The organism is Parasegetibacter sp. NRK P23 (assembly GCF_023721715.1).
In the GTDB taxonomy this organism is placed as follows: Bacteria; Bacteroidota; Bacteroidia; order Chitinophagales; family Chitinophagaceae; genus Parasegetibacter.
The window spans coordinates 423,970-437,875 of sequence record NZ_JAMDLG010000001.1 but is presented as its reverse complement, the minus strand read 5'-3'; the positions used below and the strand labels follow the sequence as shown (position 1 = coordinate 437,875).

Annotated in this window: 11 protein-coding genes; 4 read left to right on the top strand and 7 right to left on the bottom strand. The window is 50.1% G+C overall.

Annotation, left to right across the window (positions count from 1 at the left end):
* The 7 genes from M4J38_RS01665 to guaA all read right to left on the bottom strand — a co-directional run bounded on the left by M4J38_RS01665 (position 1) and on the right by guaA (position 9,633).
* Positions 1-921, bottom strand: a complete 921-nt coding sequence (locus M4J38_RS01665; protein WP_251757783.1) for a histone deacetylase — start codon at positions 919-921, stop codon at positions 1-3.
* A 5-nt stretch (positions 922-926) separates the two neighbouring features.
* Positions 927-1,583 (bottom strand): ligase-associated DNA damage response endonuclease PdeM, encoded by a 657-nt coding sequence (gene pdeM / locus M4J38_RS01660; RefSeq protein ID WP_251757782.1) that lies wholly within the window; start codon positions 1,581-1,583, stop codon positions 927-929.
* Positions 1,584-1,602: 19 nt separating this feature from the next.
* On the bottom strand, positions 1,603-4,074 hold the full coding sequence (locus M4J38_RS01655) for a ligase-associated DNA damage response DEXH box helicase (RefSeq protein WP_251757781.1): 2,472 nt from the start codon (positions 4,072-4,074) through the stop codon (positions 1,603-1,605).
* 184 nt (positions 4,075-4,258) lie between these two features.
* The gene (locus tag M4J38_RS01650; protein WP_251757780.1) at positions 4,259-5,854 is read right to left on the bottom strand and encodes an ATP-dependent DNA ligase; all 1,596 of its coding nucleotides are present in this window, start codon (positions 5,852-5,854) and stop codon (positions 4,259-4,261) included.
* A 3-nt stretch (positions 5,855-5,857) separates the two neighbouring features.
* Positions 5,858-6,865 carry a ligase-associated DNA damage response exonuclease gene (locus tag M4J38_RS01645; RefSeq protein WP_251757779.1) on the bottom strand — a complete coding sequence of 336 codons (1,008 nt, stop codon included), beginning with the start codon at positions 6,863-6,865 and terminating at the stop codon, positions 5,858-5,860.
* 48 nt (positions 6,866-6,913) lie between these two features.
* Complete coding sequence (locus tag M4J38_RS01640; RefSeq protein ID WP_251757778.1) at positions 6,914-8,071, bottom strand: ABC transporter substrate-binding protein; 1,158 nt, start codon at positions 8,069-8,071, stop codon at positions 6,914-6,916.
* Between the two features lie 26 nt (positions 8,072-8,097).
* Complete coding sequence (gene guaA / locus M4J38_RS01635; protein WP_251757777.1) at positions 8,098-9,633, bottom strand: glutamine-hydrolyzing GMP synthase; 1,536 nt, start codon at positions 9,631-9,633, stop codon at positions 8,098-8,100.
* Between the two features lie 164 nt (positions 9,634-9,797).
* Between guaA and M4J38_RS01630 the strand changes: the two genes are divergently transcribed.
* From M4J38_RS01630 to mgrA, 4 genes are all read left to right on the top strand, one after another.
* On the top strand, positions 9,798-10,517 hold the full coding sequence (locus M4J38_RS01630; protein WP_251757776.1) for a head GIN domain-containing protein: 720 nt from the start codon (positions 9,798-9,800) through the stop codon (positions 10,515-10,517).
* A 115-nt stretch (positions 10,518-10,632) separates the two neighbouring features.
* Complete coding sequence (locus tag M4J38_RS01625) at positions 10,633-11,607, top strand: tartrate-resistant acid phosphatase type 5 family protein (RefSeq protein WP_251757775.1); 975 nt, start codon at positions 10,633-10,635, stop codon at positions 11,605-11,607.
* A 218-nt stretch (positions 11,608-11,825) separates the two neighbouring features.
* On the top strand, positions 11,826-12,653 hold the full coding sequence (locus M4J38_RS01620) for a S1 RNA-binding domain-containing protein (RefSeq protein ID WP_251757774.1): 828 nt from the start codon (positions 11,826-11,828) through the stop codon (positions 12,651-12,653).
* Positions 12,654-12,668: 15 nt separating this feature from the next.
* Positions 12,669-13,664 (top strand): L-glyceraldehyde 3-phosphate reductase, encoded by a 996-nt coding sequence (mgrA, locus tag M4J38_RS01615; RefSeq protein ID WP_251757773.1) that lies wholly within the window; start codon positions 12,669-12,671, stop codon positions 13,662-13,664.
* The last annotated feature ends 242 nt before the right edge of the window (positions 13,665-13,906 follow it).

Below are 13,906 nucleotides of genomic sequence, written 5' to 3'. Positions count from 1 at the left end.
TTAATCCAGTCCATATACTTCTTTCGCAAGGCGGAACGTATTGCAATGCGCTTCTGTGATGATGCGTACATCGGCTGAATAGCCGCCACCCATCGCTACCACACAGGGCAGTTGGCGTTGTTGAAGAACGGAAAATACATGCCGGTCCCGCTCGCTGCATCCTTTCATGGAAATGTTCAGTTTTCCGAACTTGTCCGTGGAAAGGATATCCACGCCAGATAGGTAAAAACAAAGATCAGGGTGAAATTCACCCAGGATTTTTGCGAGGTTTTCTTTCAGTAATGTAAGATAGGTGTCATCATTGGTGCCGTCTTCCAGGGGAATATCAAGTGTACTTTGTTCTTTCCGGAAGGGGTAATTGTGCGCGCCGTGCATACTGAAAGTGAAGACACGCGGCTCTTCAGCGAAAAGGGCCGCGGTTCCGTTGCCCTGGTGCACATCAAGGTCAATGATCAGGATGCGGGAGGCTTTGTTGGTGTGCAGCATATAGTTGGCGGCTACGGCGAAATCGTTGAGCAGACAAAACCCTTCTCCACGATCGCGGAAGGCATGGTGTGTACCGCCGGCAACGTTCAGGGCGACGCCATTGTTAAAAGCATGTGTGCAACAATCGATCGTGCCCTGGGTTATGACCAGTTCACGTTGGGTGAGCACCGGAGATTGTGGGAACCCGATGGCGCGTTGTTCTTTGGGCGATAAGGTTTGTGTGTGGAGTTTGTGGAGATAGGTTGCATCGTGCGTAAGCAATACCGTTTCATCCGTACAGCATTGTGGGGAAAAAAGATGCCGTGCGGTGATGGTGCCTTCGTATTGTAACTGCCCGGGGATGAGTTCGTACTTAAGCATGGGAAACCTGTGCCCTTCGGGCAACGGATGCGCATAGATTGGATCCCAGGCGATATGAAGTTTTTTATGCGACATCTGCTTTATTGAACTTTAAAAAGTTGTTCCCCGGCAATGGCGAAGATATGATCACCCGCCTGCGGACCCAATGCCACGGCTCCGGTAAATTTACTGTATGCGGGAAGGATAGCGCCTTCATTTCCGAAATAAAAACAGGGTAACCGAAGCTGTTGTTTGCCGCCGCCGTTGAGCAGGACGCCCGGATGGATATGCCCGCTGATCGGGTAAAGTCCATTGTCAGGGGATTGAAAATCCTTACGGTCATGAACAAAGCTGAATGGGCCTATAACGCTGTTGTCACAACAATCAATGGATTGTTCGTGGTACCATGCGCTGTGCAATATATCGTGGTTGCCTTTTACCAGTCGGACACGAAGGCTCGAAATATCTTTTCTCCAGCGGGAGAAAAGTTCCAGTTCTATGTTGGAATGACTGTGAAACATATCACCCGTTACAAGCAGTTCTTCCGGCTGGAAATGCTGGATCAGTGCAAGGAGTCTTTGCAGATCCTCCTTAAAAAGTGAAGCGGGCACCGCTATGCCTGCTTTCCTGAAATGGCCCGTCTTCCCGAGGTGCAGGTCGGATACGATGAGGGTGCGTTGCTCCTCCCAGAAAACCGCCCGCTGCGGCGTGAGCCAGAGGTGTTGTGCTTTGCAAATATGAAGAATCGGCGCCTGCATGGGAGGGCAAAGTTAAGGGCTATTTTTCCAACTGTAACTGCATTTTCCGCACCCTGTCCTCGAGTTTTTCGGAAGTAATGTTCTCGCGCATGCTGTCCACTTTGATGGGGAAACAAAAGGGGGTTAAGCGCTCCGGGAAATTGATCACGATGCGCGACTGGCTGATGCGCTCCAGCATGTTCCGGAGACGGACCTCTTCCATCTGCTGGTCGAATACTTCGCGGTACGCCTGTTTGAGGAGTACATTGTCCGGGTCATATTCATTGAATACGTTGAACAGCAGGGAGGCGGAAGCCTGCAGGTGGCGCGCTTTCTTTTTCTCGCCGGGCATACCCTGAAAAATCAGTCCGCCGATCACGGCGATGTCCCGGAATTTTCGTTTAGCCATCTCCGTGGAGTTGGCGCTACGTTGGATATCGTTCAGCAGGTTATCGGTGCTGAACAGTTCGTACACATTGCTGTCGTCAACGGGAATGGGTTGATCACTTAGGAGCTCAAATCCATAATCGTTCATCGCGAAGGAAAAAGTGATGGGGGTGATCCTGCTGATGCGGTAAGCCAGGATAGCGGCCATGGCTTCATGTACCAGTCTTCCTTCGAAGGGATAAACAAACAGGTGGAACCCGTCTTTGGTTTCAATGTGTTCAATCAATAGCTCGTTGGAAGAAGGTACCGTAGAAAGTTTTGCCTGAAGTGCCATCAGTGGATGCAGGGCCTTCGCTTCTTCCGGAGCAGCTGGCGACAGGGCTTCGTTGAACTGCTTGCGCAAAACCGCGCCCAGGTTGGCGGAAAGCGGCATCCTGCCACCCATCCAACTGGGCACAATACTCTTTGATGCGTTCGATTTTCTTACGAGCACATTCATGTCCTTTATCATCACCAGTTCCAGGTTGCGCCCCGCGAGGGTGAACACGTCGCCGGGCTCCAGGCGGGAGATGAACCATTCTTCGATCACCCCAATATAACCACCGGAAATGAATTTCACTTTCAGCATCGCGTCACTCACAATCGTGCCGATGTGCATCCGGTGACGCATCGCGATCCTGCGACCGGTAATTTTGTACAGGCCGGTTTCATCAATCTCCACCTTTTTGTATTCATCATATTGGTGCAGGGCATTGCCGCCATTGGTGATGAAATGAAGGATTTCTTCCCACTCATGGTCCTGCATGGCCGAGAAACACCAGGTGGACCTGATTTCCGGTAGTAGTTCTCCGGGACGGAACCCTTCCGAAATAGCCAGCGTACAGAGGTATTGAACGAGTACATCAAAACACAGCAGCATCGGTTCCCGGCGCTCAATGAGCGAAGCCCGGGTAGCTTCCTTCAATGCCGCGGCTTCCATCAGTTCCAGCGAATGCGTGGGAAGGAACCATATCTTACTGGGCGCATCGGGTCGGTGACCGCTACGACCCGCACGTTGAAGGAAACGCGCCACACCTTTGGGGGAACCGACCTGTATAACGGTTTCGACTGGCCGAAAATCGACACCCAGGTCAAGGCTCGCGGTACATACCACTGCTTTCAGGGTACCGGTATGGAGTGCTTCTTCCACCCAAATCCGTGTTTCCTGCTCTATACTGCCGTGGTGCAGGGCGATGGCACCGGCAAGTTCTGGCGCAACATCCAGCAGCGCCTGGTACCATCGTTCGCTCATGCCCCTGGTATTGATGAAGATTAGGGTGGTAGTGCTGGATTCGATAATTGGAATTACTTTTTCGACCAGCTTGATGCCGAGGTGACCAGCCCAGGGATATTTTTCGATTTCATCGGGGTAAATACAATGGATTTCAGTTTCCTTTTTAATAGCCGCTTTAATAATTGAGCCATCCCCTTTTAAAGGTGCCAGCAATACATCCTTCGCTTCTTCCAAATTCCCGATGGTGGCGCTGATGCCCCAGATGCGGAGGGGGAGACCTTTGGATTTTTGAAGGTGGTACAACCGCGAGATGGCCAGTTCCACCTGCACGCCGCGTTTGGAGCCCAGTAACTCATGCCATTCATCTACGGCGATGGTGCCCAGGTGCTGAAAGAAGTCCGGGTATTTTTTCTGCGCCAGCAGCAGGTGCAGGCTCTCCGGCGTTGTAATGAGTATTTCAGGGGCTTTTCTCTTCTGCCGCTGTCTTTCCGCTGTATCGGTATCGCCGTTCCGGATGCCTACTTCCCAGGGGATGTTCAGCAACAAAAGGGCTTCCTCCATGGCACGCGCGATATCTTTGGCCAGTGCCCGCAAAGGCGTGATCCACAACAACTGGAGCCCGTTGTTCTTTTTACTTCGGAAATCGGCAGGATGCTTGTCCATAAAAGCCGCTACCGCGCCCAGGAAAACGGAGTAGGTTTTCCCGAAACCGGTTGGCGCGTTTACAAGTCCGCTTTCGTTCCGGCAGATGGCCTCCCAGGTCTGCCGCTGAAATGGAAATGGACGCTTCCCAACGGAAAGCATCCATTCTTCGATGATTTGGACTCCCGTATGTTGTTTGCGTTTTGCCAATCTTGCCTGCGATCCGTTTGAGCAGGATCGCCGGTTAAAGATCGTAAAAAACATGCCACGTATTACACATAGGTGGCATGTGGCTCACATATTGGCACGCGAAAATTATTTTGTGGCCTGTTGCTGATCCAGTAAAACTAACAGCATGGAACATACGGGCAAATACCTATATATGGGTACGTGCTCAGCCATATATTTCCAACAGTTTTTTGAGGTCTTCTAATGTGTTGATCTCTTCCGGCGATTTGTCTTTTCTCCAACGAAGGATGCGGGGGAAACGAAGTGCCACCCCGGATTTGTGCCGGGAGGAAGCGGCGATGCCTTCAAATGCCAGTTCAAAAACCAGTTCCGGTTTAACGGTCCTTACCGGGCCGAATTTTTCCAACGCGTTCTTCTTCACGAAAGCGTCTACCTGCGCAAGTTCTTTGTCGGTGAGTCCCGAGTAGGCCTTGGTAAAACTTACCAGCTTGTCGCCATCTTTCACCGCGAAAGTGTAATCGGTATATAAATTGCTCCTTCTGCCATGTCCTTTCTGCGCGTAAATCAGCACCGCATCAATGGTGAGGGGATCGATCTTCCATTTCCACCAATCGCCGCGTTTTCTCCCGGTTTGGTAAACGGAATCTTTTCTTTTCAGCATCAGTCCTTCAGATTGTTTCTCCCGCGATTTTTCCCGCAGCATAGACAATTCATCCCAACTGAAAAATTCCAGGTGCGGCGACAATTGAAGAAAAGGATGATTGATGGAGCTGATGAGGGAAGTGAGCAATGCCCTTCTTTCCGCCAACGGCGTTGCTCTTTTATCGGCGCCATCCCATTCCAGCAGGTCGTAAGCGATGAAACCAACGGGCGCTTCGGTAAGGTGTTTTTTACTCAATTGTTTACGTCCGATCCTGGTTTGAAGTTTACCGAAAGGCAGTACGCCATTCGCGTTCAGCGCTACGATTTCACCATCCAGTACCGTTCCGTTGGGCAGGTTGAAAGCGAATTCGTTGAATTCCGGGAACTTCTCCGTGAGCAATTCTTCCCCTCTGCTCCACACGAAAAGTTCATTGTCGCGAAGGATAATTTGTCCGCGGATCCCATCCCATTTCCATTCCGCCTGCCATTCATCGGGCATCCCGAGTTCTTCTAAAGATTGCTCCAATGGATAAGCAAGGTAGAACGGGTAAGGCTTAGACTGGTCAGTTGCCGCATCGTCGCCGTGTAACAACTCGATGAAGGTGATGGTGGCGGGATCCCATTTCCCACTGATCTTATGGGCAACGGAAGGTGCGGGCATACCCGTTACGCCCGCGAGGGATTGAATGAGTAATTGTTGGGATACCCCTATTCGAAAGCCGCCGGTGATGAGTTTGTTGAATACGAAGCATTCTTCTTTTGAAAGGGTTTCCCAGGCTGATAATATGTAAATCTTTTTTTGATCTTCCGTAGCTTGTCCAATGGTGGCGAGCGCATTGATGTAGTCGCTTAAAGAAAGGGAAGCCTTATTATTCGTTTTGTTTTCCGGTAACAATAATGCGATCGTTTCAGCCAGGTCGCCTACCGTATGGTAGCATTCTTCAAACAACCAGGGTGGCAGTCCGGTTATTTCCATGCACCAGGTTTTCAATAAAGTTGAATTGATGCTCCTTTTAGGTCTTCTTCCGGTGAAGAGTGCGATCATCCAGACTTTATCCTGGTCGGGCGCTTCCCGGAAATAGTTTTCCATGGCCCGGAGTTTATCGCCCGTTTTGGTACTGGTACCGAGTGTTTGTATGAGTTGAGAGAATCGCTGCATGGGTTAAGTTTGGCTGATGAGTTGTTCTTCCTCCTCTTCTCCGAAACGGGTTTGCACTTCCATTGATCGGATGCCCTGCTCGTTGAGGTACCTGCTGAACGCGGATTGGAAACCATGGGTAACATAAACGGTGGAGGCGTTGGTCGCTTTTACCGCGGTGAGTAACCCTTGCCAGTCGGCATGATCGCTCAATACGAATCCGGCATCTGCATTCCTTCTTCTGCGGTTCCCGCGTACCTGCATCCAGCCACTGCAAATGCCGGTGGCATGCGGGCCGAAACGACGCATCCACGGACTGTCATCAGCGCCTGGTGGTGCAATTACGATGGCTTTTTTCAGACGGGCAGGATCTGTATCTGGCGTTACACGGATCACTTCCGGAAGCTGATGTCCCGCCGCAACCAGCGCCTGGTGCACGTTCCAGACCGCGCCATGCACATACACTTCTCCGGTGATGCTGTGTAAACAGGGCAGGATGCGTTGCGCCTTTCCCAAACTGTAAGCCAGTAAAATGGAACTCAGGTTCTTCTCCAGGTTTTGCTGCACCCAACGCTGCATCCGTTCAAAAATCTGTGCCTCTGGTTCCCATTGGTAGATGGGGAGTCCAAAGGTGGATTCAGTAATAAAATTATGGCACTGTACCGGTTCGAAAGTTCCGCTCAGCCCATCATGCTCCAGTTTATAATCACCGCTCACTACCCATACTTCGCCTTTGTATTCCACCCTGATTTGGGAAGAACCAATAATATGCCCTGCCGGATGTAGAGAAACTTTTACACCGTTCATGATGGTGGTTTCGTTCCATTCCATGGTACTGTAATTACCAGGTCCAAGCCTTAATTCTAGGATGGGTAAACTTGCGCTATGGCACAAATAATATTGTGAGCCCCAGCGGGCGTGGTCGCTGTGTGCATGTGTGATCACGGCATACCGCACAGGTTGCCAGGGATCAATATAGAAATCGCCCTGGGCGCAGTAAATACCTTTTTCCGTGAATTGAAGCAATGGCATGTTGATAGCGTTGTTTTCTATCAACAAGTGGAAGGGGAGAAGGTTGGCTTACCTGGCTGCTGTTACCACGCCATTCATTTTAGATACGAGGTACACTTTTTTGTTCTCGAAATAATCGAGTGTGTCGGTCTGTTTATTCAGCACTGGTTGAACATCGTAATCGGTGAATACGTCGAATTTATCTACCGCAAGGTTAGAACTCACATCGCGTCCGTATTCCAGCAGCAGTCTTCCGTATTTCCAGGCGGCGCCGTAACCCCAGAATACCATATCGCTGGGGCGGGAATAGAACTTGTTCTTATACAACTCAGTGATGGTCACGCTGATCTTATCGGTGCGCGGATTGTATAGCGGTGCCGTATAAACGATTTCCAGGTCCCTGTATTCAGGTTTGTTCAGTTCGCGGTAACCATCCCATGTGGGCATGCCAATGAGTTTGGACCGGTATTCCTTTGTGAGTGGCGCGATGGTGGCAGCCAGTTGCTTGGAAAAAGTCTCGTCCATACTTCCTGCGATACAAACATTCGTAGTATTACTGTCCAGGAAGGGAAGAATATCTTCTGTTGTAAAATCCGCGTCAAGTTCTACGAACTTCGTTTTAACCGGAGTGCCGGTTGCGGTATTGCCTGTTTCGGTATACAAATCCTTCAGCCAGGTATCCTGGGTTGACTTCCTTCTGAAATAAACCACGTTGTGTAAAGCATGTGTTTTTTGAAGGAACTGGTAGATAGTGCGGAAATGCGCGGGCAAAGTGGAATTCAATACCACGAAATAAGGATTGTTCACCACACCCGCATCGTTAGGAAAGCTGGAGGAAATGAACGGTATCTTTCTTTCGAGTGCAACGTTGGCGAGTATGCGTACTTCATCTGCGGATGCCGCACCGATAATCATTTCCACTTCAGGCATTTCGCGGACCTGTGTGGTAAACGGTTTTGATTTCGATTTGGTATCGTACACGAATACTTCCAGCGGAACGCCTTCGAGGTTCATGGAATCTAGGGCCATTTGCACGCCCTGGTAAAATTCCAGTCCGGGTATAATGTAACGGGGGAGCGTGTTCCCATGTTTATACTGAAACCCGTTGTAAGCCGAATCGAGGTATAAAGGAGCGAATACCGCCAGTTTATGCCTGAAAGGGGTTTGCGCCAGAAGTTGAACACTGCAGCACAGCGCCAGTATAAAAAACGGGAAGCGTTTGTTCATCCGTCGGGGTTTATATGAAAAATCGGTTACTCCCACTCAATCGTCGCGGGAGGCTTACTGCTGATATCGTACACCACCCGGTTGATGCCCCTTACGTTGTTGATGATATCGTTCGACATCTGCGCGAGGAACTGGTAGGGGAGATGCGCCCAATCGGCGGTCATGCCATCTACCGAGGTCACGGCGCGCAATGCGATCGTGTATTCGTAAGTTCTTTCATCGCCCATTACGCCCACACTTTTCACAGGGAGGAGGATGGCTCCCGCCTGCCATACTTTATCATACAACTGGTGCTCTTTCAACCCTTTGGTATAGATATGATCAGCTTCCTGCAATAACTGTACCTTTTCTTCCGTCACTTCTCCGAGTATGCGGATCGCGAGACCTGGTCCCGGGAAGGGGTGGCGGTACAAAAGATCGTAGGGGATGCCGAGTTCAAGTCCCACCCTGCGTACTTCGTCTTTAAACAGGAAGCGCAGTGGCTCCACGAGTCCCATTTTCATTGTATCCGGCAGGCCGCCTACATTGTGGTGCGATTTGATGGTAACCGACGGGCCATGAACGGAAACACTTTCAATCACGTCGGGGTAAATGGTGCCTTGTCCAAGCATTTCAACGCCATCCACGTGCTGGGCCTCATCCTGGAACACTTCTATAAATAGTCTGCCGATGGTCTTTCTTTTTTCTTCGGGATCGCTTTTGCCCGCGAGTTCGCCGTAGAATTTTTCCCTTGCGTCCACGCCTTTTACATTGAGACCGAGCTGCGCATAGATATCCAGTACCTGCTGGAATTCATTTTTGCGCAGTACACCGTTGTCTACGAAAATGCCGTACAGGTTGTCGCCTATGGCGCGGTGAATCAATGTGGCGGCCACGGTACTGTCTACTCCGCCGCTCAAAGCCATGATCACTTTTTTGTCGCCGATCTGTTTTTTCAGCGCTTCCACTGTATCGGAGATAAAGTGCGCGGGCGTCCAGTCCTGGGTACATCCGCATGTTTTCACGAGGAAATTGCTGATGATCTTTTTACCTTCCGTGGAGTGGTACACTTCCGGATGGAACTGCAGTCCATATAATGGATTCGTGTCGCTGCCGTTCTTTCTGAAGGCGGCTACGGGAATACTATCTGTGGTGGCGAGTATTTCAAAGCCTTGCGGCAGTTCAAGAATGGAGTCGCCGTGGCTCATCCAAACCTGCGATTCTTCTGAAATGCCCTGTAACAGCGCATCGTCCAGTTCTTTGCGCAGTAATGCGCGGCCATATTCTCTTTTATTTGATTTTTCTACCCTGCCACCGAAGTTCTTCGCCGTAAGCTGGGCGCCGTAGCAGATGCCGAGCACCGGTTTCCGGGCGATCATGCCGGCGATGTCCACCACCGGCGCGTTAGGATCGTTCACGGAGAACGGGGAGCCGGAGAGGATGATGCCTTTCAGGGTGTCATCGAATTCAATGGTATGATGGTAAGGGACGATCTCACAATAAACATTTGCCTCGCGCACAACACGTGCTATCAATTGAGTGTACTGAGATCCGAAATCGAGAATGAGTATTTTTTCCGTCATGGTGGTGCGAAGGTAAAGAAAAAAATCGCTGTCCGTCCGCCAAAAAATCAGTAAAATTGGGTGAAAACCGGCAGCGATAATAGGATTAGTTTTGAAGGATGTTCTTTAAAATGTTTCTGTTTAACTGTTTGGTAATCAGCCTGAAAACAACCTAAAAATAACCCATGAACAAGTATTTTTCCCTGCTGCTGGCAGGTGTTTTTCTACTCGCGTCCTGTCGTTTTTCTTCCCGGGACCGGGTAAACGGAAACAAGGTGTATACCAGTGAAGAGCGTAATGTTGGCGCCTTTACTAAAGTGTCCGTTTACGGCTCCATGAATGTTTATGTATCACAGGAGCCTTATGCTCCTGTAAAAATTGAGGGGGAAGAAAACATTCTTCCATTCGTGGAACTGGTGGAAGATGGAGACGAATTGAAGATTCGTTTCCGGAAGAATACCAATATCACCACGCACAGGGATGTAAAGGTTTACCTGCGGGCGCCGCAATATGATGGGTTCAAAGTATATGGTTCTGGCGATATATTCGGGGAGAACCTGCTTACCAATCCCAACAAATTTGATCTCGGACTAACCGGCTCCGGTAACCTTCGCCTGGAACTGGATGCGCCGGAAGTGGAAGCAAAAACCACCGGCTCCGGCGATATTTACCTGAAAGGAAATACAAGAAGTGTGGATGCGCAAACCACGGGTTCAGGCGATCTCCACCTTGAGGAACTGCGCGCTGAAAATGTAAACGTGCGCTCCCATGGTTCCGGCGACGCCTGGGTGTACGCCAGTGTTAAGCTGGAAGCCAGGTCCCATGGCAGCGGGGATATTTCCTACCGCGGCGAAGCCGCTGTGGAGAGTCGTACCGCAGGAAGCGGGAGTGTGCGCAAGTACTAGGGTTACGCAACATAATAATAACTTCTTTTTTCCATCCGGATGCTTTCCCTTTGCAACCTTAATGTGATTTACAGCCTTTAGCAAGCTGGGTTTTCGAATTAAAAAATATGTACAAATGAGAGTTGCGATCGTTCTTTTTCTGTTCTTTTTTGCACTGCAAACCAATGCGCAGGCCCCGGTGGTGGATGACCTGGGGTACCGTAAGGATTCCATTAAAGGATTGGCGAAACCGTCCAATGCATTGAATTTCCTGGTGCTGGGCGATTGGGGCAGGAACGGCGAAAATTACCAGAAAGAGGTTGCGGAAGGCATGGGGAAAGCAGCGCATGATATCGGCGCGCGGTTCATCATCGCCACAGGCGATAATTTCTATCCGAATGGCGTGGCCAGCACCCGCGACCACCACTGGCTGGTCTCTTTCGAGAACATCTATACCGCGCAATCGCTCCATTTTCCCTGGTACCCGGTATTGGGCAACCACGATTACCTTACCAACGCACAAGCCCAGGTAGACTACTCCGAACTCAGTTCACGCTGGCGCATGACTTCCAGGTACTATACCCACACTTTTAATGTACCCGGACAGCAGAAGCTGAAAGCCAAGTTCATTTTTATCGATACCGATCCCATAGAAAAGCAGATGCGGGGAGAAAAGAATCCTGCCCGCTACCCCGAGGGTGGCGTTGAAAAACAAATGACCTGGCTCAAAGAACAACTGGCCGATACCACCTGCCATTATAAGATCGTGGTGGGGCACCACCCACTCTACACCGGAGGATGGCGCCGCAATACCGATGATACGCGCCGCATGAGGGAACTGCTGGAACCCCTGTTCCTGAAACATAAAGTAAACGCCTACATCGCAGGACACGAGCACCACCTGGAACACACCAAACCTGCGGGCTTCACGCACCACTTCATTTCCGGGGCCGGTTCCGAAGCTCGGGCCGTAGAAAAACACCCGGAAGGCGGTGTTTTCGCCGCAGGCCAACAGGGTTTCGCGGTATTCTCCCTAAGTGAAAAAACAATGACGGTACAGTTTATTAACCATAAGGAAGAGGTGATCTACAAGAACGAAATCAGATGGTAAATTTATTAAATCAATAAAACCGGTGCCACCGACGTGGTTTTCCCCTTAACGGAAGTGATTTTTACTGAAGTCACTTCCGTTTTTTCGAACTTTTAGCACAGTGAAAAAACTTGTGCTGCTGCTGGAGTCAGTAGTTGCATGGGTAATTGATTCAGGTAATGCGCCCCTTCTCCGAAACTCCGTTCATTTGCCTACCTTGCAACCCTGAATTACCATGCATGATTAAAGTTGCAGATTATAATACGCTCACCATCTCCCGCGCACTCGATTTCGGAGTGTACCTCGATGATGGCGCTGAAGGCATTCTTCTCCCCAGGAAATACATCCCGGAAGGAAAAAATATCGGAGATGAGATAAAAGTGTTCATCTACCACGATTCGGAGGACCGGCTCATCGCCACCACTGAAATACCCAAAGCAAAAGTGGGGGAGTTCGCCTACCTCGAAGTGGTTTCCGTTACCCAACAAGGCGCTTTCCTCGATTGGGGCCTCACCAAGGACCTCTTCGTGCCCAAATCCAAACAGATCACCGGAATGCGGGTGGGTGGCCACTATATGGTGTACCTCTATATTGATGAGCAGACCGGGCGCGTGGCAGCAACGGAGAAAGTGGAATATTTTCTTTCTAATGAAGACCTCTCGGTAAAGGTCCATGACTCCGTACAATTACTGGTGCTCAGGAGAACGGATATCGGCTACGTGTGCATCATCAACCACCGGCACACCGGGGTACTGCACCACAACGAAATTTATCGGAACATCAAAGTGGGTGATACTTTCAACGGCTTCATCAAAGCCATCCGGGAAGATAAGATCGACCTCGCCGCGGGCAAAAAAGGAATGGAAAGGGTAGAAGATGAAGCCGGGAAAATCCTCCGTTTGCTGGAAGAAAATAACGGGTACCTCCCGTATTATGATAAGTCTGACCCCGAAGAAATTTATGATTTCTTCGGCATGAGCAAGAAGACATTCAAAATGACCATCGGCACGCTGTACAAACAGCGGAAAATAGAACTCACGCAAACGGGTATCCGTCTTATCCCTTAATTTTAAAAGCAAAAAATGCTTCCTTATACTCCTGCTCCTGAGCGGTATCAGTCCATGCAATACAATCGTTCCGGGAAAAGTGGACTTAAATTGTCCGCGATTTCATTGGGACTATGGCACAATTTCGGCTCAGTGGACGTTTTTGACAACGGCAGGGCCATCGTGCGCAGGGCCTTCGACCGCGGGATCACTCATTTTGACCTGGCAAACAACTATGGCCCCGAACCCGGTTCGGCGGAAGAAAATTTCGGGAAAATCCTGCAGAAAGATTTCACCGGGTACCTTCGCGATGAACTCATTATTTCCACGAAAGCCGGTTATACCATGTGGGACGGGCCCTATGGCGACTGGGGTTCCCGCAAATACCTGTTGTCGAGCCTGGATCAGAGCCTGAAAAGAATGCAGCTCGATTACGTAGACATCTTCTATTCCCATCGCCCCGATCCGGAAACGCCCATCGAAGAAACAATGCAGGCGTTGGATACAGCCGTTCGTCAGGGCAAGGCGCTCTACGCCGGTATTTCCAACTACAAACCCGAACAGGCGGAAAAAGCTTTCACTGTATTAAGGCAATTGGGAACACCCTGCGTGATCCATCAACCCAAATACTCGATGTTCGAAAGATGGGTGGAAGGTGGTTTGCTGGATGTGCTCGAAAAGCATGGGGTAGGCTGTATTCCGTTCTCCCCACTGGCCCAGGGTATGCTCACTGATCGATACCTGAAAGGTGTTCCCGAGGGATCCAGGGCCTCCAAACAACATGGCTTTCTGAAATCGAAAGACATCACGGAAGAAAGATTGAACACCATCCGCGCCCTGAACGAGGTAGCCGCGAACAGAGGTCAATCACTCGCGCAAATGGCCCTGTGGTGGCTGCTGAAAGACAAGCGCATCACTTCGGTACTGATTGGTGCAAGTTCCGTAACGCAACTCGATGCCAACATCGATGCCCTGAACGGCGCCCCCTTTTCCAACGATGAATTACAACTGATTGAAAAAATACTTCAATAACATCCGTTTACATTCCATTAACAATCTGTTTGAAATGTATTGACAATACCGGGCAAACGATCTGCCTACTTTTAGGCCCACATTTAATTTATTAAATGCCTGCTGTTTTGTTTTGAAATGGAGAGGGTGTATCACGGAACGGTACACCCTCCTGTTATTTAAGCCAGTACCCAACGCATCAGGGGAAATTCATAAGAACAATGTTCCAAATGAAGCCAGCCCTGCGTTGCGCCGTTGCGTTG